The sequence below is a fragment of the Geopsychrobacter electrodiphilus DSM 16401 genome, from assembly GCF_000384395.1.
GTDB lineage: Bacteria > Desulfobacterota > Desulfuromonadia > Desulfuromonadales > Geopsychrobacteraceae > Geopsychrobacter > Geopsychrobacter electrodiphilus.
The window spans coordinates 2,866,473-2,887,793 of sequence record NZ_ARWE01000001.1; the positions used below are offsets into that span (position 1 = coordinate 2,866,473).

Annotated in this window: 21 protein-coding genes and 2 riboswitches; of the genes, 14 read left to right on the top strand and 7 right to left on the bottom strand. The window is 52.3% G+C overall.

The features are described from left to right. Positions 1-35: 35 nt before the first annotated feature. The 4 genes from D888_RS0113630 (at position 36) to D888_RS23230 (ending at position 6,034) form a co-directional block, all read left to right on the top strand. Positions 36-920 (top strand): alpha/beta fold hydrolase, encoded by an 885-nt coding sequence (locus tag D888_RS0113630; protein WP_020677118.1) that lies wholly within the window; start codon positions 36-38, stop codon positions 918-920. Between the two features lie 156 nt (positions 921-1,076). Further along, positions 1,077-1,811 (top strand): carboxy-S-adenosyl-L-methionine synthase CmoA, encoded by a 735-nt coding sequence (cmoA, locus tag D888_RS0113635; RefSeq protein ID WP_026362395.1) that lies wholly within the window; start codon positions 1,077-1,079, stop codon positions 1,809-1,811. Further along, positions 1,808-2,779 carry a tRNA 5-methoxyuridine(34)/uridine 5-oxyacetic acid(34) synthase CmoB gene (gene cmoB / locus D888_RS0113640; protein WP_020677120.1) on the top strand — a complete coding sequence of 324 codons (972 nt, stop codon included), beginning with the start codon at positions 1,808-1,810 and terminating at the stop codon, positions 2,777-2,779. The genes cmoA and cmoB overlap by 4 nt, the downstream gene beginning before the upstream one ends. Before the next feature lie 403 nt (positions 2,780-3,182). Further along, positions 3,183-3,259: riboswitch (cyclic di-GMP riboswitch) on the top strand. A gap of 62 nt (positions 3,260-3,321) precedes the next feature. Beyond that, positions 3,322-3,398, top strand: a riboswitch (cyclic di-GMP riboswitch). Between the two features lie 149 nt (positions 3,399-3,547). Continuing rightward, on the top strand, positions 3,548-6,034 hold the full coding sequence (locus D888_RS23230; RefSeq protein WP_020677121.1) for a c-type cytochrome: 2,487 nt from the start codon (positions 3,548-3,550) through the stop codon (positions 6,032-6,034). 547 nt (positions 6,035-6,581) lie between these two features. On the opposite strand, the gene D888_RS0113650 is transcribed toward D888_RS23230, so the two are convergent. From D888_RS0113650 to D888_RS24065, 3 genes are all read right to left on the bottom strand, one after another. Continuing rightward, on the bottom strand, positions 6,582-7,274 hold the full coding sequence (locus D888_RS0113650; RefSeq protein ID WP_020677122.1) for an outer membrane beta-barrel protein: 693 nt from the start codon (positions 7,272-7,274) through the stop codon (positions 6,582-6,584). 137 nt (positions 7,275-7,411) lie between these two features. Beyond that, positions 7,412-7,687, bottom strand: a complete 276-nt coding sequence (locus D888_RS0113655; RefSeq protein WP_020677123.1) for a GNAT family N-acetyltransferase — start codon at positions 7,685-7,687, stop codon at positions 7,412-7,414. A gap of 436 nt (positions 7,688-8,123) precedes the next feature. Beyond that, the gene (locus D888_RS24065) at positions 8,124-8,273 is read right to left on the bottom strand and encodes a hypothetical protein (RefSeq protein ID WP_020677124.1); all 150 of its coding nucleotides are present in this window, start codon (positions 8,271-8,273) and stop codon (positions 8,124-8,126) included. A 147-nt stretch (positions 8,274-8,420) separates the two neighbouring features. On the opposite strand from D888_RS24065, the gene D888_RS23235 reads away from it, so the two are divergent. From D888_RS23235 to D888_RS0113705, 10 genes are all read left to right on the top strand, one after another. Next, the gene (locus tag D888_RS23235; protein WP_051092382.1) at positions 8,421-8,774 is read left to right on the top strand and encodes a rhodanese-like domain-containing protein; all 354 of its coding nucleotides are present in this window, start codon (positions 8,421-8,423) and stop codon (positions 8,772-8,774) included. Beyond that, positions 8,764-9,225, top strand: a complete 462-nt coding sequence (locus D888_RS23240; RefSeq protein ID WP_051092383.1) for a YceI family protein — start codon at positions 8,764-8,766, stop codon at positions 9,223-9,225. The genes D888_RS23235 and D888_RS23240 overlap by 11 nt, the downstream gene beginning before the upstream one ends. Next, positions 9,222-9,803 carry an NnrU family protein gene (locus D888_RS0113670; RefSeq protein ID WP_020677125.1) on the top strand — a complete coding sequence of 194 codons (582 nt, stop codon included), beginning with the start codon at positions 9,222-9,224 and terminating at the stop codon, positions 9,801-9,803. Before D888_RS23240 ends, D888_RS0113670 begins: the two co-directional genes overlap by 4 nt. Positions 9,804-10,178: 375 nt before the next feature. Further along, positions 10,179-12,338 carry a HEAT repeat domain-containing protein gene (locus D888_RS0113675; protein WP_020677126.1) on the top strand — a complete coding sequence of 720 codons (2,160 nt, stop codon included), beginning with the start codon at positions 10,179-10,181 and terminating at the stop codon, positions 12,336-12,338. Beyond that, complete coding sequence (locus D888_RS21715) at positions 12,335-13,540, top strand: HD-GYP domain-containing protein (RefSeq protein ID WP_020677127.1); 1,206 nt, start codon at positions 12,335-12,337, stop codon at positions 13,538-13,540. The genes D888_RS0113675 and D888_RS21715 overlap by 4 nt, the downstream gene beginning before the upstream one ends. Positions 13,541-13,664: 124 nt before the next feature. Beyond that, entirely contained in the window at positions 13,665-13,982 is a 318-nt protein-coding gene (locus tag D888_RS0113685; protein WP_020677128.1) for a putative signal transducing protein, read from the top strand. 148 nt (positions 13,983-14,130) lie between these two features. Continuing rightward, positions 14,131-14,766: a flavodoxin family protein gene (locus D888_RS0113690; protein ID WP_020677129.1), complete on the top strand. Its 636-nt coding sequence runs from the start codon at positions 14,131-14,133 to the stop codon at positions 14,764-14,766. 77 nt (positions 14,767-14,843) lie between these two features. Continuing rightward, on the top strand, positions 14,844-15,485 hold the full coding sequence (locus D888_RS0113695; protein ID WP_020677130.1) for a hypothetical protein: 642 nt from the start codon (positions 14,844-14,846) through the stop codon (positions 15,483-15,485). Positions 15,486-15,660: 175 nt separating this feature from the next. Beyond that, positions 15,661-16,302, top strand: a complete 642-nt coding sequence (locus D888_RS23740; protein ID WP_020677131.1) for a cytochrome c3 family protein — start codon at positions 15,661-15,663, stop codon at positions 16,300-16,302. 74 nt (positions 16,303-16,376) lie between these two features. Beyond that, the gene (locus D888_RS0113705) at positions 16,377-16,889 is read left to right on the top strand and encodes a YcxB family protein (RefSeq protein WP_020677132.1); all 513 of its coding nucleotides are present in this window, start codon (positions 16,377-16,379) and stop codon (positions 16,887-16,889) included. A 48-nt stretch (positions 16,890-16,937) separates the two neighbouring features. Here the strand turns inward: D888_RS0113705 and D888_RS0113710 are convergent, their stop codons facing one another. From D888_RS0113710 to D888_RS24605, 4 genes are all read right to left on the bottom strand, one after another. Next, on the bottom strand, positions 16,938-17,366 hold the full coding sequence (locus tag D888_RS0113710) for a CBS domain-containing protein (RefSeq protein ID WP_020677133.1): 429 nt from the start codon (positions 17,364-17,366) through the stop codon (positions 16,938-16,940). 122 nt (positions 17,367-17,488) lie between these two features. Next, entirely contained in the window at positions 17,489-19,381 is a 1,893-nt protein-coding gene (locus tag D888_RS0113715; RefSeq protein ID WP_020677134.1) for a PAS domain S-box protein, read from the bottom strand. Positions 19,382-19,457: 76 nt separating this feature from the next. Then, on the bottom strand, positions 19,458-20,231 hold the full coding sequence (locus D888_RS0113720) for an AMP nucleosidase (RefSeq protein WP_020677135.1): 774 nt from the start codon (positions 20,229-20,231) through the stop codon (positions 19,458-19,460). Positions 20,232-20,549: 318 nt separating this feature from the next. After that, positions 20,550-21,167: a peroxiredoxin gene (locus D888_RS24605; protein ID WP_083928869.1), complete on the bottom strand. Its 618-nt coding sequence runs from the start codon at positions 21,165-21,167 to the stop codon at positions 20,550-20,552. Positions 21,168-21,321 lie beyond the last annotated feature (154 nt).

The following is a 21,321-nucleotide window of genomic DNA, read 5'->3' on the forward strand; positions in this document are numbered from 1 at the left end:
ACTCCCTCTTTGTCTGATCCGTGCGAGGTCCAGCCATGGTACTGTTTGGTGAGAACTTTATTTCCATTCGACGTAATACCAGCGAAGCGACTATCAATCTGGTGCATGGCGGCTCCGGCCCGCCACTGCTGCTGTTACACGGTTACCCGCAAACTCACTGCATGTGGCACCTGGTCGCACCGAATCTGGCAAAAAACTTTCATATCATCTGCCCCGACCTGCGCGGCTACGGCGACAGCTCCAAACCTGCTGGGACACCCGACCACTCCAACTATTCCAAACGCAAGATGGCGCAGGATATGGTCGAAATAATGGCCTCTTTCGGCTACGAAAAGTTCTTCGTTGCCGGTCATGATCGCGGGGCCCGTGTCCTTCATCGCATGGCGCTGGACTATCCGGATCAGGTCGCAAAGGCTTGCGTCATGGATATCGCCCCGACCTACCAGATGTTCAAATCAACAGATCAAGCCTTCGCGACCGGCTATTATCACTGGTTCTTCCTGATTCAGCCCGATGGCCTTCCGGAACGGATGATCGGCGCCGACCCCGCTTATTATCTCACCGAAAAACTGAAGCGCTGGAGCGCCCCCGATGCGCTCTTTGCCGAAGCTGCAGTCGCCGAATATAACCGCTGCTTCAGCCGTCCAGCGGCAATTCACGCGTCCTGTGAGGATTATCGTGCGGCCGCAAGTATCGACCTGATCCACGACGAAGCGGACCTTGAGCGTAAAATAGACTGTCCTTTGCTGGTACTCTGGGGTGCCGAAGGATTTATCCAGCGCCGTTACGATGTGCTGAACGTCTGGCGTGAGCGTGCCACAAGGGTCGAGGGCCGAGGCCTCCCCTGCGGGCATTTTCTGCCCGAAGAGGCCCCTGATGAGGTCATTGCTGAATTACGGCGCTTTTTCATACCGGAATGACAGCATAGGCTGCTCCGCGCCTTCTGCGGGCGGAGGGAGAGACTGACGACAGACATCGGCTGAAATGAGCTTTTTTCTTTGACTCTTTTTTTGCTTCAGTCCAAATTGAGTGCCCATCAGGCGTTACCAGACAATCCCATGAAGGACAAACCCGCCGTGACCAAAAAACAAGATGCCATCTATGCCGCGCCATTAAATGAAATTATCGATTTTCAGTTCGATGAGCGGGTTGCCGCGGTCTTTCCCGACATGATTCAACGCTCGGTCCCCGGTTACGGAATGATGATTTCAACTATCGGGATTTTAGCTGGCCGCTATGCCCAAGCTGACAGCCGCTGCTACGATCTCGGTTGCTCGTTAGGGGCGGTCAGTCTGGCCATGCGACAACGGATTTCTCAGCCAGGGTGCGAGATTATCGCCATCGACAACTCAGCGGCGATGATTGAGCGCGGCCGCGACTTGCTGGCGCGCGATACGACCTCGACCATCCCGGTGACCATGGTCTGTGCCGATCTGCAGGAGATCAGCATTGAAAATGCGTCCGTCGTCGTATTGAACTTCACCCTGCAATTTATCCCGCTTACCGAACGCTTAACGCTGATAAAACGGATCTATCGGGGGTTAAAACCGGGCGGCATTCTGATCTTGTCAGAGAAGATTGCCTTCGAGAAGCAGGCTCGCCAGCAGTTTCATGTGGAGTTGCATCATGACTTCAAGCGCGCCAACGGCTACAGCGACCTGGAGGTCAGCCAGAAACGCACGGCGCTGGAAAAAGTGCTGATCCCGGAGACTCTGGACTGTCATCAACAGCGCCTGCAAGCAGCAGGTTTTGTTTTTACCGACATTTGGTTCCAATGCTTTAATTTTGTCTCACTGGTGGCGATCAAATGAATTTTTATCAGTCCTTGTATCCGCAACTTGATGCGCTGGGACTGCAGGCCTGGTCGCAACAGTTGCAACAGACTCTGCCTGACAAACTCTCCCTGGAGAGTCATGGGATGATGGCCGTCTGGCAGACCGCGCTGCAGGGGTTACCGGGAATCCGACCCTCCCGCATTGAACTGAAAAACGGGGTGGAGATCGGCCGGGCCGAAGATTTGGTCAATGTCAGCCATGAAGAGTTGACGAACAAACTCAAGGCCTTTCACCCCTGGCGCAAGGGGCCCTACAGCCTGTTCGGGGTGGATATCGACACCGAGTGGCGTTCCGACTGGAAGTGGGAGCGCGTCCTGCCGCACATCCAATCCCTGACCGGCCGCAAGGTTCTGGACATCGGCTGCGGCAACGGCTATCACGGCTGGCGCATGCGCGGCGAAGGGGCCGAGTTTGTACTCGGCATTGATCCAACCCTGGTGTCGGTGATGCAGTTTCAGGTGATGCAGCGCTATCTGCGCGATCCGCAGCATCACCTCCTCCCCCTGGGGATTGAGGATGTACCGGCCAACCTCGCCTGCTTCGACAGCGTCTTTTCGATGGGCGTGCTCTACCATCGCCGTTCGCCCCTCGACCATCTGCTGGAGCTCAAAGGGTGCCTGCGCCCGGGCGGTGAACTCATCCTCGAAACGCTGATTGTTGAAGGGGATAAAGCGACCATCTTCATGCCCGACGGCCGTTACGCCAAAATGCGCAATGTCTGGTTCCTCCCCTCGATTGAGGCCATGATCCTCTGGCTGCAGCGCTGCGGATTCAAAGATATCGCCTGCGTCGATACCAACCGTACCGGCACAAAAGAACAACACCGCACCGAGTGGATGACCTTTGAATCGCTCTCCGATTACCTCGATCCGCAGGATCCCACCAAAACCATCGAAGGCCACCCCGCCCCCCTAAGGGCGATCTTTGTCGCAACCAAGCCCTGATCAACCCGGAATCGATTTGCACCCTGTTGATTGCGGATCAGCCTCTGGCCAAAGACGAACGCTGAAATCCTGCAGGATAAAAGGCCAAAACCGTTGCGTGAAGTGAACATACATGAGCAACTTACTGACATTAAACACTTTCAGAAGGACAAGCCAGTCTAGCAACAACGTCCCCAGCCCTTCATGTCTGAGAGTTTCAATGTTGATATCACACTAAACACCGTAATTATCGAGTGGGCCAAAAATAATAATTTGCCCGGCCAAGAACAGAACCCCGGATTATTAAGGTCTTAGCGGTTTAAAAACAGAGACAAGACATGATTGACTACCTTTTAGGTATACAAAGGGGTTGACTCGAAAAATCTGCTCAAGCTATGGTCGTAGTAACGCAAAAGGGGGAGATACACGACAATACTAAACCACTCGCAAGGGTGGGGCGGAAAGCCCATTGGGTCTCTCTGAGATAGCCGGGTTGCCGAAATATCACGAAGATATTCGGTGACCCGGTTTTTTTGCGACCTGTGCCGAAGGTCGCACAGGATACACGATAATACTAAACCATTCGCAAGGATGGGGCGGAAAGCCCATTGGGTCTCTCTGAGATAGCCGGGTTGCCGAAATATCACGAAGATATTCGGCAACCCGGTTTTTTTGTGACCAAAATGGCAGGTTAGAGCCAACACGTGGGGTAGACATGCTTTTCTGATGTGAGGGTGAAAAGTGCCATTCACCTGGAGACATGAATTTCCACAAACAAGGAGTTTGAAAATGTTCAAAAATAGAATTGATCTTTTGTTGCTTGTCTTTGTTGCTTCGATTTTGATGACGGCTTGTGGTGGCGGGGGCTCGGGTGGAGACTCTCCCATGGGGACCTCTGCAAATACTTTATCTGCGGGGGTTGTTGTCGATCCCTATATCAGTGGTGCCGTTCTTCAGGAAGTTGCAGCCGATGGGACAGTTATCCAGCGCTCATCAACAGGAGTTTCAGATGCGCGCGGCCATTTTCATTTTCCAAAGCCGTTGACCGTCGGGTCTGTTGTTGAAATCAAAGTCGGTAACCGAGGAGATCATGTTGGCGTCAGCAATCAGGTTATTTTACGACGCAAGGTTCTTTCTGGTGACAGCGGTGATTTGATCGTTTCGCCCTTGACGACATTGCTCGCCAACGGCAGCACAGAAACGGAACTGGTTGACCTGTTGCATTCCGCCGGTCTGAATGATGTCTCGGACAAGGATCTCTATCTCGATCCGATGGCCAATCTTAGCGATCTGACCACCAGCCCCACAGCTTCCAGCCTCAGCAGGCTTCAAGCCGCGATGACAGTCAGTAACTATTTGGAAGCTGTTAACAATCAGCCAGTTACGGTTTCCGATCTGAATAATGCGACGGATTTTCAAACCCTGACGACTCTGCTCGATACGGTTCAGCACACCCTGAATGCCAGCTTATTCCAGAGCATCAAAACCCAACTCGCGACAGATAGTACCGTTTCAAATCTGACCCTGGGTGATTTTATTGATGCCGCTGTTGTTCAGAACCGTGCGGTTGTCGCCCTGGTGAAATCACAGTTGTCGGCCAACGGCCAGATCGATCCAACGCTCATTGCTGCAGGGATGGTCGCTGCAGCTAATAACATGATGACTGCGACTCTGACCCAGAATCACACTTCTCAGGGGTATACTCCGCCGTCATTAATCGGTGAGTCCTTGTATGCAAACTACTGTGCGACCTGTCATGGCGCCCTCGCTGTAACGGCCAAGCCCGGACGCAGTGCAGCTGCGATCCAGAGCGCTATTAATAATATTGGCGCTATGAGTTCCTTGAGCAGCTTGACCTCTACCCAGATTCAGGCGATTGCCAATGCGCTGCCTGCGGCACCTGTCGTTGGTCCGGGCACGCCACCTGATGGCACCGCCCTGTATGGCACCAACTGTGCCAGTTGTCATGGGAGCCTGGCGACGACCACAAAACCTGGCCGCAGTGCAGCTGCGATTCAAAGCGCGATTAATAATGTCGGCGCTATGGGTTCATTGAGCAGCTTGACCTCTGCCCAGATCCAGGCGATTGCCAGTGTGCTGACTGCGGCACCGGTTGTTGGTCCGGGCACGCCACCTGATGGCGCCGCCCTGTACGCGAGTGAATGCGCCGGGTGCCATGGTCCGCTGGCGACCACATCCAAAACCGGACGCACCGCCGCAGCGATTCAGACCGCTATTAATAATAATACCGGCAATATGAGCTTTCTGACCTTGACGCCAGCAGAGATCCAGACGATTGCCGATGTGTTACCACCAACGCCGGTCGTTGATCCCGGCACCCCGCCGAACGGCACGACACTCTATTCGAGTAACTGTGCCAGCTGCCATGGCGCGCTGGCAACGACCACCAAACCGGGACGAACCGCAACCGCGATTCAGAGCGCTATTAATACTGTCGGCGCTATGAGTTCATTGAGCAGCCTGACCACCGCAGAGGTTCAAGCGATTGCCGATGCGCTGCCGCCGGCACCGGTTGTGGATCCCGGCACACCACCTGATGGCACCGCCCTGTATGGCACCAAATGTGCTAGTTGCCACAACGCCTTGGCGTCCACCACAAAGGCAGGACGAACTGCAACCACGATTCAGACCGCCATTAATAGTGTTAGCGCTATGGGTTCATTGAGCAGCCTGACTCCCGCAGAGGTCCAGGCGATTGCCGATGTGCTGCCAGCCGGAAGCGGCGGGCCTGATTACAGCGATTGCACCGCTTGTCATTCACAACCACCGAACGGCTCAGTTTTCCCGAACACGGCCGGTGCCCACCTGGCTCACCAGGCGATCGGAGCGATCGGGACCAATTGTTCGATCTGTCATTCCGGTGCGACTCATAACGGCACGGTTGAACTGGTTTTCCCTGCGGCGTATAACTCTCCAGGCAGTGTCGCTACGGAAAATCAGGATGGCACCTGCAGCAGTATCCGTTGTCATGGCGGCATTACTACTCCAAACTGGTGGACCGGTACGATTAATTTGGCTTCGGATTGTACGACCTGTCACGTCCGGCCCTCGACCGGGAGACATGGCGACCATAGATCTAAAAGCTGTACAGTTTGCCATAACAGCAGCAGAATGGCGACTCACATCGGCGACCCAACAACCTCCAGCTATGAAGTGACAGCCGCTTCGACGATCGGCGGCAGCGGCACCAGTATTAAGTCTTATAATACCAGTACCCGCTCGTGCGTCGGTTGTCATGATACCGAGACATGGTAAAAGTACTACGTCAGACTAGAACATAGCCCTATAAAACCGGGACGGATCTTTGGATTCGTCCCGGTTTCTTTTTTTGACATTGACGACTGGAGTTGGTGTGCATTTATTCACTGGAACTTTTGCCTAACTAGAATAAATTTAATAATTGAAAGTTCCGGTGGCACCTCCCTTAATTGACGATGAACGGTAAATTCTATTCGTAAGTGCACCACTCAAAGACTGAGCAAAAATCTTCTTACGGCTTTTACCCGATACCTCAACGCCGCCCTTTCAGTATGGGAGCGATAGAAATACTCTCTGCAGCATCCTTTTCAAACGTGACACCAGATACTCCTTTCTCAATGGCGCAACCCCCAATAGCGACAAAAAGCGATTCTATCTTCGCCCATTTTAATTTGCAATTTTGCAAGTCAAGCCCTTGATTTTCTGAGGTTTACCCCCGGTCAAATCATACCAACTCTTCAGGCGCGGTTTCGAAACCGCCATGATTGACCGTTGATTGGGCGTTGGCACAGTTCGCTTTTTCGCTGATACCGCAAAGGGCTAGTTAATAGAACCTGGAGAAAGACAGGAAGCCCTGGACGCCGCTCAGACCTGAAGACGCTCCCGGGGCGCTATCGAATTCGATGTTGGTCTTCAACTCGCGGACACCAAAACCAACGAAGCCCTGATCACGCAGGCGATATTCGATGCCGGCACGGATATAGGCGCCGACGCCGAATTCCGAGTCACTATTCCCTGCTAATGTCTGCTCGGGCGAATCTGCGGAGAGATTGTTCTTTTCGTCGTATTCCCCGAAAACAACGGCCGGACCGGCTGCGACATAAGCCCGCCAGTGGCGGGAGCTGTGTGCGATATAGAGTCCGGCAGCAAGATCCGCCAGCCAGAGTTCGGTGTCGACGCTGATCGCCAGCTGATTGTTAGACGCCACCACGTGCGTGTTGCGGGAGCGCCAGCCGTACAGGAAGCTACTGTCCAATCCCCACGAGATATTTCCCCCGCCGAACGGAACCTGAACGGCCAGACCCAGGTAAGGCATGTTCGACAAATCGTTTTCAAGGGCGGTTGACGTATCGCCGCCGACCGATCTCTGGAAGGATAGATCGTCCCGGCTAAACTGCGCCGCCCCAACCAGCGCCTGGACATATACAGCCGGGGTGACATCCAGAGCCTGAGCCCTTGGCGCCTGAAGCGTTAGTAAGAACGCCAGCATCGCTGAGAAAAACAATAATTTCACCATGAGTATTTATGACCTTCCCCCAACCCTTTAAAAGACGGACCAGGTTGGTGCTTTGTCTCTCCGCTTATTTTATTCCCACCTCCCGGTGAACCAAAGGCTCATGAAGCTCGTGATCATTTGCCCCGGGAATGATTCAGCTACGGAACGAGATCCTGATAATCGGGATGACGGTCGATATAACTCCTGACAAAGGGGCACCGGGGGACGATTTGCAATCCCCGGCTTTTTGCATAATCAAGAGCAAATTGAACAATTTTGCTTCCCAGCCCCTGGCCGCCGAGCACGGCAGGAACCTCGGTATGAACCAGCGTCAGGACATCGTCATCCCGATTGTAATTGATATGCACCATATGCCCGGAGATGATCGTCTCGAAGCGCTGGGCACCAGGGTTATTGAGGAACTCATATTCCATAGTCTGCTTCTTCCTTCCCCCAAAAAAGCCGAGGTATTAACTGGCCGGTGAGATTATCTTTCCTTAAAGCTTACCCCTATTTTCAGATAAATACTCAGCGACGATCAGGCGCAAAAATCCGCACTCACCTGCTAACTCTGGGAGGGACGGCCCAGTAATGACTCTCCCTCGGTCGAGTGAGATAACCAGGACCACTGACGGCGCGATCTGCACCGGTCATTGAAGCACCTGAGAACAATAAGGTCAGGCCTGCAAAGTTGCAAATTTGAATTTTCAATATGAGGAGTAAGGAACATCGCTAAATAAGCTGCCAACGGAGAACAACGTGAACCTGCTGCTCGCCGGACTGGTCATATTTTCCACCGGACACTCAGCGTGGATATCGGGGACGCTGGTAACGTACGCAACTCATTAATGGAATCAGGCCCTGGTGATTTCAGCCCGACTCGTCGTAATGACAACTGAGATCTTCGTCTTCCAAAAGCCCTGAACACTCGGGGCAGATCAGTTGGCCGTTGTCTTCGCGCTTCAACAGTTCATCTTCCGACCAGAGTATTCCACATTGGTCACAAGCAACTTCCTTCATCGCATACTCCTTAACTGGCTGAAAACTATTCATCTAAGAGGGTCGGTGCCCTAAATAATTTTACCAACACCTGTAAATATAACAAAAATGGTGATATTTTTAAGTTCACCACAATATGGAGTCACTGATTTTACAAAGGACGACGGCATGAACGAGATGAAAGCAACACGCAAGATTTCAATTCATGAGCTGAAAACCATGATGGCGACAGGCGATAAGCCACTGCTTCTCGACGTTCTCCCCCAGACACGCTACCAGCAGAAACATATCGCAGATGCCGAGAATACCTGCGTATTTGAGGTCAATTTTCTTGAGCAGGTTGCGTCACACTGCGCCGCTAAAAACCAACCGATCGTTTTCTATGGGTGTAATGACAAGACCCTTGACGCCAAAACCGCTGCTGATAAATTGCACCGCGCTGGCTACGCCCAGGTTTCGGTTCTGGATGGTGGTCTCGCTGCCTGGCAGGCGGCAGGAAACCCTGTAGACTGTGGAAGGTGATGCGACCGCCGCGGCTGAATTGCAAACAGAGCAGATTAAAGACGGGACCTACCAGATTGATAGCGAGGCCAGTGTCATCGAATGGACAGGGCGCAACCCGAACAGCGCACATTGGGGGAGACTGCGGCTGGCGGCCGGTGAGGTTAAGATTGAAACTGGACAGGTCTCGGGTCAGTTCACCATCGATATAAATTCGATCGAAAACGCGAATTTAGTCGGCAGTGAACTGAAACCGGTGCTCGAAAACCATCTGAAATCAGATGATTTTTTCTTCGTCAAAAAGTTTCCTCAGGCGCACTTCGAAATAACCGCAATAGCAACCTCAGCGGCGCAGCCTGTCAGTGCACCCAATTACACCATCAGCGGCCAGCTTGCAAAATTGCAAACTTGCGCCTTTAATGTGAAGCATCAGGCCACGTTGCTGCATAATCTGCCAAAGGAGAAAACTTGAGTATTCTCATCGCCGGACTCATCATATTCTTTACGTTACACTCGGTGTCGATCATCAACGAAGGTTGGCGTAATCGCATGGTGGCAAGCATCGGCGAAGGTCCTTGGAAAGGGCTCTATGCGCTGGTCGCCCTTCTCGGGTTTGTGCTGATGGTCTGGGGTTATGGGCTGGCCCGGCAGGACTCTGCTGTTCTCTATTCTTCGGCCCATTGGCTGCGGCATCTGGTGATGTTACTGCTGCTGCCGGTCTTCCCCTTGCTGCTGACCACCTATTTTCCCGGGCGCATCAAAGCGCTGGCCAAAAACCCGATGCTGATCGCGACGATTCTCTGGTCCTTTGCACATCTGCTGGTTAACGGCAGGCTGGTCGATGTCCTGTTGTTCGGCGCCTTTCTGGTTTGGGCTGCCCTGGATCTCTACTCCATGCGCCGGCGTGTGCCACGCACCCTGCCCGGAGCACCGATTGCCAAAGTCAACGATGTCATCGCCCTAACGCTTGGTCTCGGGCTCTATGGCCTGTTTATTGTCTGGCTGCATGGCCTGTTGATCGGAGTTGCGCTTATTTCGCCAATTTCATGAAATTTACTCTGTAACGCGGCAGGGCAGGTATTCAGGGGACAGTTTATTCATTGGCGATTATAACCATTTTGCTATCTTCGCAGGATCAACTTCAACGAAGGCTGACCTGGTTACCTTTGGCAAGAGCATTTTACTTCCTTTCCTATAAATATGAGCTATCTGCCCGCCGCCCACTCTGTCGAAATGAATCTCTTGAACCTCAGATGGAAATCAGCTGATTCTCGATGTCATGATCTCCCTGATGAGGTGTCGACTGACAGCCCTGACTTCTGATTTTATTGCACATCTGCTTCGGACTTTGCTACATTGCATGGAACATGCTTTGTTTTCATTAGCTCCCCGGCTCAGCTAACCCTGTCGGCGAAGGACCCGCGCATGTTGCAGGAGGAAAGATCAGATCTTATTACGCACAGCACAGGCATCCTGAACACGATGTTTCTGCTGTGCAAACACCTGAGTCTCTACAGCGAAGACAATTCGGTGGTGGTGAAGACCACGGACAAGCTGATGCAGGCCCTCGCACACAGTCACGCCTCTGGTACCGCTCTTCTTGTTACTGTCTCCAAACATGGGTTCCTCTTTCATGGTGAATTTTTAAACCAGAAGAACCAGCTCTTCAGCAAGTTTGCCCAACGCATGTTTCAACACGGAATTTCCTCCTTTACCCTGACCGAAGAGCTCACCGTTCCTTCACTCTACGCCTTTCTCAAGGTGATCATGCGCAATGGCACAGATACCTGGGATGAGGGCGGGATCGGGGCCTGCCTGCAGACCAGAAACATTATCGGCCTCCAGATCACCGAGATGTCCGAAAGGGATTTTCGTCTGCTCGATTCTGTTGTAGATCAGGATCAAATTAATGAAATCCCTCCGACAGCCGACCTTTGGAACAAGTTCGCTCACTCAATATTCAACGCTCTGACGGGTGGAGAACAGGAGAGTCCCACTGATGGCGAGATAACTCCAGCAGAACTCGCCGATCGGGTCAGTGAACATCTGGTTGGAAAATCAAAATTAGAAAAAGAGGTTATCACGCAGGAACTGACCCGCTTTGCGGCAACCCTGCAACGTGAAAAGACAAAAACTGTCAGAGCGGCAGCGTTAGCCAATCTGGCCGATCTCATCAATCATCTCAGTGATGACTTGCGTCAAGCCATCTTGAGCAGAATTTGTAACCTGCAAATGACAGAGGATTACGCCGAAGATTTTTTCAATGGTTTGACCAATAAAGCTATTCTGGACGCTTTCCGCGAGACAACAATGAAGCCGGGGTACACCCCACCGGTGGTCATGGCTCTAATCAACAAACTGGCCGGGAGCAGAAAACTTGTTTCCGAGATGGATCTGGCCATACAACTTTCAGCAAACGCTGATATGGCTCAGAATGTAAAAGAACTCTTCCGTCCCGACGAATTCAAAAAATATGTTCCGTCTCGTTATCAGAATGCCCTGATGCAGGTTTTAAACAACCAGCAGGTCCCCTCAGCCTTAAGCTCTAAGCTGCAGAGCCTCAAAGCATCTCTGGAAGATTCCCCTCTTGGGCAGAAGATGGGCCGTCTGGCGCAGTTTATCCTGGAAAACAATCCGGACGAAAACCTCATGGAAGGCCTGCGTAACCAGCTGATCGGATCCATGCAATTTCATCTCGATGCCGTGGATTATCCCGCCCTGGTCGATCTCTGTCGCACCTGTTTTGTCGATAAGACAGACGAAAAGACCAAACTTCTGGTGGACCTGATCCCTGATTCTTTTATGGAGCAGGTTCTCGGTGATGCCTCCCGGTTCGGGAAGGACCATCAGATGGACATCGCCGAAGTGGTCGCCTTGATCGGGCCCCCTTTCATTAATCCACTGATCGAATGCATCAACCTGGAAACTGATCGCTCAACCCGCTATTTCTATCTGGAGCGTTTAAAACGACTCGGCCCCCAGATTGTGGACCACATTGCTTTTTTCCTTCAAGATGAGCGCTGGTTCGTACAACGTAACATGCTGAGCCTGCTCGGCGAACTTGGCGCTGCAGACAAACTTTCAAAGATTAAACCACTGCTCAAACACAGCCACCAGAAGGTCCGCCAGGAAGCGCTGAAAACCTGTCTGCTGTTGCGTGACGAAGACTCAATCCAGGAACTGGTTCATGCCCTTTCCTCGGAAAACCGACAAGACCGGCTGCACGCCATAACCCTCAGCAAGCTGGTGAATCATCCGAAACTCGCCACCAAGTTGCTGGCCATATTAAAAACAAAAACCCTGTTTCGTTTTGATTTTGATATTAAAAAAGCCTTGGTCCATACTCTTGCAGAGCACAAAAATGCTGAGGCCCTTGGCGTTTTCTCAAACCTCCTGAAATCCCGCAAGCTGTTTCAGGCCAGCTCCTACAAAAAATTCAAACTTGAGATCATCAAGGTTCTGCCAAAATACCCCGCTACTCAGGTCGTGCCCCTGCTGCGGCAACAACTCAACAGCGGGACCAAGGAAGCAGCCGACCAGGCCAGGCAGATCTTGGCAAAATTGTCGGTGGAGGATGCCCAATGAAGACGGTCCTTGGTCGACAGGCGATTCAGGAAACGCTCCGCCTGCTTTCCTCCGCCCTGGCGGCGTCAAGCCTTTACTCCCCTGAGCACAAACAAGTCCAGTCGCTTGTCCCTCAGATCCTTGAGAGTCTCCATCGCTTGTTGGACCAACAGAGCGAACTGACTTTCCTGTTCGTCAAAAATGATCTGCTGTTCGATGGTAAACCACTGGATCGCACCCCTTACACCGAGCGAATTTCCCGTCTGTTTTACGGCCGAAATATCGGATTTATCCGGCTTCAACAAGGGATTGAGTCCAGGGAAGTTGAACTGCTGCTACGGGTTGCCATTGGGCTGGAAAAAGTAGAGAATCTCAGCGTGCTGACCCCCAACATCGATTATGGTGCCGTCGAAACCCAGAATGATCTTGACGATGTCCTACCGATCACTGGTTTTGAATTGCTGACAGACGAAGAGCTGAAAAGTATCAGCGATTTTTACGATGTCATCGCCGACAAAGACAATCTCGACATCCGTAAAGTCTCATCCATTATCGCCGGATTCGTAACCGCCTTCCAGCAAGAGGCCAATCCCCTCCTGGCTCTGGTCCCGCTGCGCATGGAGGACGAATACACCTTCACCCATTCGATCAATGTCTCTATCCTCAACCTCGCCCAGGGGACTTCACTCGGGCTACAGGAGCAGCTGCTGCATGATGTTGGCATTGCCGGCATGCTGCACGATGCCGGGAAAATTTTTATCGACAATGAGATCATCCGCAAGCCGAGCAGTCTCGTCGATGCAGAATGGGAACAGATGATACAGCACCCGATACGCGGCGCACAGTATCTGATGAACCAGGAGGGAATTCCTCAAATCGCTATCTGCACGGCCTTTGAACATCACATGCGCTATGACAAAACCGGCTATCCAACGGTACCAAAAAACTGGAAACTCAGTCTGTGCAGCGAAATGACCATGATCTCCGACACATTCGACGCACTTAGAACCAGGCGTGCCTACAAGGAACCCTGGGATTTTCCGAAAATAAGCGGATTAATGCTGGAGTTGGCCGGAACGCGGCTTAACCCTTACCTGGTTTTGAACTTTCTCAAGATACTTGAAGAATTAGGCGAGCGGGTCATTGAGGACGGGATCAACCTCTCTGCTGATGCTCCCGCTCTTTCAGAAGCTCAACTCGCTACCCGTCATGTGTGTGAATAACAACAAAATGGCGCCTGAACCTGGCTCGACAGGTTGCCAATTTGCCGGAATTTTATTTTAGAGACGGCCTGGGATCAACGCGATTTTTTGTCGTTTCTCTGACTCTACGAACCTCACCGGAACTATGAAAAAACTTCACGTTTTTGATATCTGGCAGCGACCAATTGCAGGAATGCTTAAGGATCAACTGGAAAACGAGGGGGTTGCCTGTCTGCTGCGGAATGATCAGCTGTCTACCGCTATGGGTGATATCCCGTTTATTGAGTGCTATCCCGAACTCTGGGTCATTGATGATGAAACCTATCCGCGCGCCCGGATGCTGCTTGACAGCTGGCTGACCAGGCAGGAATCGGATAAAGAACCATGGACCTGCCCCTTTTGTGGTGAAGTTTCTGAGGGACAATTCTATCTCTGCTGGCGCTGCGAGAACCAGCGGCAATAATTCATGCTGTATAACATCCCATCATATTCTGAGCCTGCTCAGATAAAAGTTGGTTGTTGACATCTGAACCTCCTTGGTCAAAATATCCTCAGGCGAATTAACCTCAACCAAATACCTGCTCATCAATAATCAAACGGGAGAAACGATTGTGAAAGTTCTGGCATTTAACGGGAGTCCCCGCAGAGAAGGCAATACCTGTCTAGCCATCAGCCTGGTCACCGCTGAACTCGAAGCGGAGGGAATTGAAACAGAGGTCATTCAGGTCGGAAGCAAGGTGATCCGAGGCTGCACCGCTTGCGGCAAGTGCAGGGAAAACAAGGATGAGCGTTGTGTGTTGCCAGGCGATGATGTCAATACGTGGATTCAAAAAATGAAAGCGGCTGATGGCATACTTTTAGGCTCACCCGTCCATTTCGCAGGGATGAGCGGGGCCATGAAATCGTTTTTGGATCGAGCCTTTTATGTCTCTGGATCGAACGGCAACCTGCTGCGCCACAAGGTCGGCGCTGCGGTGGTAGCAGTCAGACGTTCCGGCGGTCTGCCAACCTTTGAGCAGCTGAATAATTTTCTGCTCTACTCAGAGATGCTGCTGCCAACCTCCAACTATTGGAACGTGATCCACGGAACCCAGCCCGGCGAAGCGGCGCAAGACCTCGAGGGCGTTCAGATCATGAGGGTGCTGGGGAGGAATATGGCCTGGCTGATGAAACTGGTTGAAAACGGCAAAGGGAAGGTTGTCCCTCCAGCGAAAGAAGCCAAAGCGTTTATGAGCTTTATTCATTAACACAGATCAGAGGTTTTCCTGACATCACTCACTCTGTCTTGCAAGCCGCTATGCCCGTATTATTTTCAGGAGAAAATATGAACAGGTTGCACAAACAAGGACTTGCATTACTGATCATTCTGTTGCTGACCGCTTGCAGCCACTACGTCACAGAATTGGTCCCGCCGGTCATTGACCTGCGCAACTATAAGACTGTCGCGGTAGTCGATTTCCCTGTCAGTGCTTCCTTCCCCGCTCAGGCCGAGGTAACTCGCCGCTTTCTTGCCGCGCTTCAGGCCGCCCAACCCGGGGTCAAGATCCTTGAGCTCGGCAGCGCACAGCAGGTTTTGACCACCATAGGCCGGACCAGCTTCGACATCGGTGCTATTAAAATGATCGGTCAACAATACGGGGTGGACGCTGTGCTGACCGGAGAGATGACAGTCACCGTCATGCAGCCGAGTCTGTCATTGAACAATGCCCTTACCCAGCTTAGTGCCAGTGCCAAGGTCAAAGGAGCGCTCAACAGCAAGGTGCGCGAAACCAGCAATGGGGCAACGGCCTGGACAAATGGTGCCCACGGCACCTGGACACTTGCCGGATTCAGCATGGATGAGCATGGGCTGACCGGAGGCAGGGTGAACGATGTGAATAGCAAATATGAAGAGATGTTGAGTGATCTGGTTAACGTCGCTACCAGGGATTTTCGTCCGACCTACAAACGGCGCCAGGTAGACTGATTGCGTTCAGTTAACATGATGACCGAAGTTGCCCCATGGGTCGGGCGAACCATGGGGCAAGAGTTGCAGGACCGCAAACAGACCCGAGCGTAGCCGAGCTTTCGAGGATAAGAGCTGGTCTATGGCGCGAGCCCCTCTTTATCTGGCACGATTTCACCCTTTTTAGGAGACGAGCATGCGACCGATCAACACAATCCTTTTTACTCTGCTGGCAGCAACCCTCTTCAGCGCCTGTTCGCAGGAGACACCACCCGCCGTAAAACCAGCCAAACCGGTCACGGCGGAATCCCAGCCAGTCAGCGCCCAAACAAAACAGGCTGTGGCTGAAGCCAAACAACAGGTCAAAGAAGCGGTTGCCGAAGTTGAGCAGGAGGCAACCAAGCAGGTTGACGCGATCAAGGCGGAAGCCACCAAGCAGGTTGACGCGATCAAGGCGGAAGCGACCAAACAAACTGCCGCCGTCAAGGCAGAGGTTTCCACGGCCATAGAACAGGCAAAAACAACCACCATGGCGACGGTAGACACCGCCAAAAAGGAGACGATCTCAGCCCTCTCGGAGTTAACCGACAGTAAACCGGCGGCCTCATCAGCGGCGACACCCTCCCCCGGAGTAGTTGTTTACGCCGCTTCGATGGGAAAAGTCACCTTCGACCACACCGCGCATTCCGGCCGTCTTGAGTGCAGCAAGTGCCACCTGACCGACCCGCCACAAAAGATTGTAATTTCCAAGGAGATTGCTCACGCCCTGTGCAAGGGATGCCACAAGATCAGTGGTGGCAAGGCGCCAACCGCTTGCATGGGCTGTCACAAAAAATAATTCAAATAAAAGGGACGGGCCCCTAGAGAGCCCGTCCCTTTTCTGCTCTTCCACCCAAAAATAAGACAGACGACATGCCCGAAACCATTATCCTCAACTACCGACTCACCAAAGAGCTCTGGAGCCAGTTTTTCGAAGCCCATTACAGCTGTGACCGCGCGCTGAAACTGCGCTACTTCTGGGGGGCCATCTGCATTGTGATCGGTTCGCTCGGGTTTGGTGGATTCTATGGATCGCGGCTCATCGCCGGGCTGATGCTGGCTACCGGTTTTTTCGGGGTTTTGTCGAAACATCTGCTGATATATAAGTCGCTGCGCACTGCCGGCAAGCATCCTTTTTTCGGTAAGGAATTAACGGTCGCAATTTCACTGACCGAGATCTCGGTGCGGAATGAAATGTCCGGCTACCGCCAGCCTTGGGATAATTTTGTTGCCTACCGCAAGCTGGCTCCCGGATTTTTGCTCTACCACGATAAAAACGCCTTCTTTTTCATCCCGCTTGTCGCGATGACGGCAGGCAACGCCAACCGTCTGGTGCAGATTCTTACGGCAGCCAGAGTGCCTGACCTGGCGGGCAAAAATATTTGAAAATCTGGCATCGCAACTCCGTCAAGGCTTCGACCGCACGCAGAGGGTTCAGGTGGTTTCAGCAGAGCTGAGCTCAGTGATCAAACGGTTCTTATACTCCAGAATCGCTTTGACCAGATCGCCGATCGAAATAAAATCAACCATATCCTCATTCTCGAGGATCGGCAGATGTCGTACGTGCCGCTGAATCATGATATCAAGACAATCCTCCAGCGAGGTCTGCGGGTCGACCGAGATAAGTCGCGGCGTCATAATTTTCTTGACCATCGTGTCAAGAGACGAAGCCCCTTTAAGGATGACTTTTCGCGCATAATCCCGCTCTGAAAGAATCCCCACCAGACGGCGCTCCTCCATCACCGGCAAGGCCCCAACATTCTTTTCGGCCATCAACATCAGGGCTTGGTAAACGGTCTGTGAAGAATTGATGGTGAAAATTTCCCTCTTTCTGGTCTTTATCAAATCCCGAACGGTGCTCATGGCTCCTCCTGACGCTAAAGGGGTAATTTCTTCATATTTCGTTAATGACATTCCAACAACTTACGGCACCGGCAAGACTGCCAGCAATAAACCGAGAGACAGCGCCGACCCTCTTCAGTCCTTCAGCTTAGCCTGGCGATCATGGCTTTATCGGCCAGAGCCCCCTCATTTGGGCAGCAGAGGGCTGATTCGGGAAACTTGAGCTTGAAGGTACTCCCGCCACCAGGAGTTTCTTCGACCCAGACATCGCCATGATAAAGTCGGGTAATTTTACGCACGGTAGCCAGCCCGATTCCTGTGCCACGGATCTTTTTAGCTGCCGCGCCGCGATAAAAAACTTCAAAGATGCGAACACGTTCCTCTGGCGGGATGCCCGGGCCGTGATCCCTGACATAAAAGATAACCTGACGGTCCAGGCGTTCTTCTCCGACTTCTATAGGCCTTCCTGCGTCTCCGGCGTAGCGGACCGCATTACCGATCAGATTGGCGAACAACTGACTGATCAGGGTTTCAGGCAGACAGAGGGAGGATAAGGGGCCGACTTTGACTTTGACCTTGGCGGCGATTATCTGATTGGTCAGATTTTGCAGGACCTGATCAATCATCCGGCGCGTATCAACCGGAACAGCAGGTTGCTGAACATGCCTGACCTGGGCCAGATCCAGTAAATCCTCAAGCAGGGCCAGCATATGCTGACCGGATTTTTCAATATCTGCCAGCAGATTGAGCGCGTCAGGATCAAGGGCTCCCGAGACGTAACTCTGAAGAATTTCGGCGATGCCGATAATCGGGGTCAACGGAGTGCGCAGATCATGGGCAACGGTCCGAACAAAGGCGTCGAGTTCATCGTAAGCTTGCTGCATTTTCGCTTCGGTCACCTTGTGGTTGGTGATGTCCTGCACCAGACCGATACAGTAATTTTTACTCTGGTCACGCTCTGAGACACAGGCGATCGAAACATAGCCCCAGCGAATCTGACCATCCTTGCATAGATAGCGTTTTTCGATATTGATAATCGGATCCTGTGCCTGACGCAGTGTGGCGTAATAATCAATCGTCATTTCACGATCATCGGGATAAGTCACCTCTTCGATATTCCGTCCAATCAACTCCTCTGCCCGGTAGCCGCTGAAGTTGCAGAAATAGGGGTTGACCTCTTGAATTTGGCCATAGGGAGAGAGGATGACGATCCCCGCTGCGGCGGTATCAAAAATCGAACGAAAGCGGGCTTCGCTGACCCTCAGCCTTTCTTCAGCCCGCTTGCGCTCGCTGATGTCAAGTATGACGGCAACGAAGATCGGGGTTTCGGTTCTAAGCAACTGCAGCTGAACAGCGACCGGGTAACGCGAACCATCCTTGCGTTGATGCAGGGCTTCGAAAACGATCGTCTCTTTCTTGCCCATCCGCAAGGGGTGCACAAGAGCGAAAAAATCTTCTTTACTCAGCAGAGGGTTAAGATCGAGCAAGGTCATTTTGGCGAGTTCCTGCTTGCTGTACCCGAGATTATTTCTGGCGCCCCGGTTGGCCCGGAGAAGTTGCAGGGTTTCGGTATCAACGGTGTGAATTTCGGTGAGCGAGGAATCGAGGATACGCCCGAAACTGGCCGCTTTGTCTATGGCCAGTTGCTCTCTATGATGCATGGTCCATTCGGCCAGGCTGTTATCAATGATCTGGCGAAGACGCTTCAACAGGTCCGGGGACTCAACCAGCACGTCGACAGCACCGGCTTTGATCAGCTTGACTGCGGCCTGGGTGTCTTCCTTGTCGAGCAGAACCAGCAGAACAAACTCTGGAGAACCGTTGCAGGATTTGAGCAGCGAGACAGCATCAGGGGCTGACTGGAGCGAAAGGACAACGAGGCGATCCGCTTGGTTTTCAGCGATATAAGCCCTGACATCTGCCGAACTGCCCACAATATGCAGCGAGCAGCCTGATTGATTCTCCAGGCTCCCGACAACAAGCTCGAGTCGTGCCGGAGAGGTGCCGACCACTAACAGCTTTATCGCTGATTTCATTATTTTTATCATCCCTGAATTCTAACCTCCCGTGCCGATTTCTCAAGGGGAGGTCTTTACCCCAGACGAGCGCATGTCAATACAGAAAATGCTTGATCTTCTCACCTTTCTCACCAATTTGGGTCATCGCGTCAATGCCGATCTGCAAGTGGCTGGCGGCCCAGAGCTTGGTCACCTGCTGATCCGACTCCTCGGTCTTCACCCCTTCCGGAGTTAAGGGCACATCCGAAATAAGCAGAAGCGCACCACGCGCGATGGCATTGTAATGGCCGACGATAAAAATCGTCGCCGTCTCCATGTCAATCCCGATGCTGGTGGTTTTTTTCAGTTTCTCGCGGAACACCGAATCATGTTCCCAGAGCCGACGGTTTGTCGAATAGACCACGCCAGTACGGTAATCATGGCCGTGCTCAAGGATCTTTTCCGAGACAAATTTGTGCAGCTTAAAGGATGGCAAGGCCGGGACCTCGGCGGGATAATAATCGTTACTCGTCCCCTCACCCCGAATGGCTGCGATCGGCAAAATAAAATGTCCGATCTCGATCGATTTTTTCAGCCCGCCGCATTTACCCAGAAACAGCACACCCTTCGGCTGAATGGCGCTGAGCAGGTCCATGATGGTAGCCGCGTTCGCCGACCCGATGCCGAAGTTGATGATCGTCAGGCCACTGCGATTGGTGGCCGACTGCATCGGCTTGTCTTCGCCCTGAATATCACAACCGAACATCTCCGCGAACCTGACGACGTAATGGCGGAAGTTGGTCAACAAAATATACTCGCCGAAGCCTGAGAGCGGCATCCCCGTATAGCGCGGCAACCAGTTTCTGGTAATTTCAAGGCGTTCCAGCATTTGATTCTCCCCGCTATGAATCGGACTGCGTCCTGGTTCTCATTACCGACAATAATCTTTAAAAAAGGATAGAAGTTGGTGAAATAATTAACAAACGACCCTGACGGAAACTTCAGAGTCCGTCCTAAATAGTTTTTAGCTAAAAAACAGGGTGCGCCCAGTGGCATAAGAAATGGGTTTAATTTCTGTTGACCTCGCAAACCCGAAATGGCCACCCCAACTGCAGAGGTGGCCATTTCCCCCATCGGTAACCAGCAAAGCGGTTGCTTTTATCAACAGCTTCAGCGGAGATTTACGGGATGGCTATCGGCTGAGACGCTACTCGTTCAACGCTTCGTGAACCCTGCCGACCATCTCTGGAGAGGGTTTGAGGGTCTTGTCCCCCTCTTCCTGCCATTTCGACGGGCAGCCCTCATCTTTCTTTTTCGCCAGATAGAGGTTGGCTTTAAATTTACGCATCAATTCGTCAATATTCCGGCCCATGTTATAAAAGTTGACCTCGGAATTCATCAGGATTCCCTCGGGGTTAATGATGAATGTGCCCCTTAAGGCAAGGCCGGAGGACTCATCATACACGCCGAACATACGGGACAGATTCCCGGTTGGATCGGCTCCCATGGGAAATTTCACCTTGGCGAGTTCTTTCTCATGCCGCTGCCACGCCAGGTGGACATACTGAGTGTCGGTGCTCAGGGTAACAACCTCGGCACCCATTTTACTGAAACGCGCGTACTGCTCTGACAGAGCAGCAAATTCGGTCGCTCAGACAAAGGTAAAGTCGGCGGGATAAAAAAACAGGATAGTCCATTTACCGGCAGCTTTTTGCCCTGCAAGGCTCAGCTTGCCGAAATTCTTTACGCCCGGTTCGTACGTGTCGATCGCAAAGTCCGGAACCGGATGCCCCAATTTCAGATAACTTTCATAACAATCACCCATGCCAGTACCTCCCTTAAGGTTGAATATCTTCCAGAGACCCTGATTGGTTTCTCCGAGGAAAGATCCGCCGCCTTCCTATTCAGGAAGGTTGACCTCGCCGGAGAATTTTCTCTTTACAGAAAAAAGGATAACGCGAATGAAAGGTCAGTCAAGA

Coding starts and splice junctions, on each gene's coding strand:
- D888_RS0113655 (WP_020677123.1), bottom strand. CDS start 7,687: ATGGAATATGAGTTCCTCAATAACCCTGGTGCCCAGCGCTTCGAGACG.
- D888_RS0113675 (WP_020677126.1), top strand. CDS start 10,179: ATGTTGCAGGAGGAAAGATCAGATCTTATTACGCACAGCACAGGCATC.
- cmoB (WP_020677120.1), top strand. CDS start 1,808: ATGAATTTTTATCAGTCCTTGTATCCGCAACTTGATGCGCTGGGACTG.
- D888_RS0113705 (WP_020677132.1), top strand. CDS start 16,377: ATGCCCGAAACCATTATCCTCAACTACCGACTCACCAAAGAGCTCTGG.
- D888_RS0113715 (WP_020677134.1), bottom strand. CDS start 19,381: ATGAAATCAGCGATAAAGCTGTTAGTGGTCGGCACCTCTCCGGCACGA.
- D888_RS23230 (WP_020677121.1), top strand. CDS start 3,548: ATGTTCAAAAATAGAATTGATCTTTTGTTGCTTGTCTTTGTTGCTTCG.
- D888_RS0113695 (WP_020677130.1), top strand. CDS start 14,844: ATGAACAGGTTGCACAAACAAGGACTTGCATTACTGATCATTCTGTTG.
- D888_RS24065 (WP_020677124.1), bottom strand. CDS start 8,273: ATGAAGGAAGTTGCTTGTGACCAATGTGGAATACTCTGGTCGGAAGAT.
- D888_RS21715 (WP_020677127.1), top strand. CDS start 12,335: ATGAAGACGGTCCTTGGTCGACAGGCGATTCAGGAAACGCTCCGCCTG.
- D888_RS0113630 (WP_020677118.1), top strand. CDS start 36: ATGGTACTGTTTGGTGAGAACTTTATTTCCATTCGACGTAATACCAGC.
- D888_RS0113685 (WP_020677128.1), top strand. CDS start 13,665: ATGAAAAAACTTCACGTTTTTGATATCTGGCAGCGACCAATTGCAGGA.
- D888_RS0113650 (WP_020677122.1), bottom strand. CDS start 7,274: ATGGTGAAATTATTGTTTTTCTCAGCGATGCTGGCGTTCTTACTAACG.
- D888_RS23740 (WP_020677131.1), top strand. CDS start 15,661: ATGCGACCGATCAACACAATCCTTTTTACTCTGCTGGCAGCAACCCTC.
- D888_RS0113710 (WP_020677133.1), bottom strand. CDS start 17,366: ATGAGCACCGTTCGGGATTTGATAAAGACCAGAAAGAGGGAAATTTTC.
- D888_RS0113720 (WP_020677135.1), bottom strand. CDS start 20,231: ATGCTGGAACGCCTTGAAATTACCAGAAACTGGTTGCCGCGCTATACG.
- D888_RS23235 (WP_051092382.1), top strand. CDS start 8,421: ATGAACGAGATGAAAGCAACACGCAAGATTTCAATTCATGAGCTGAAA.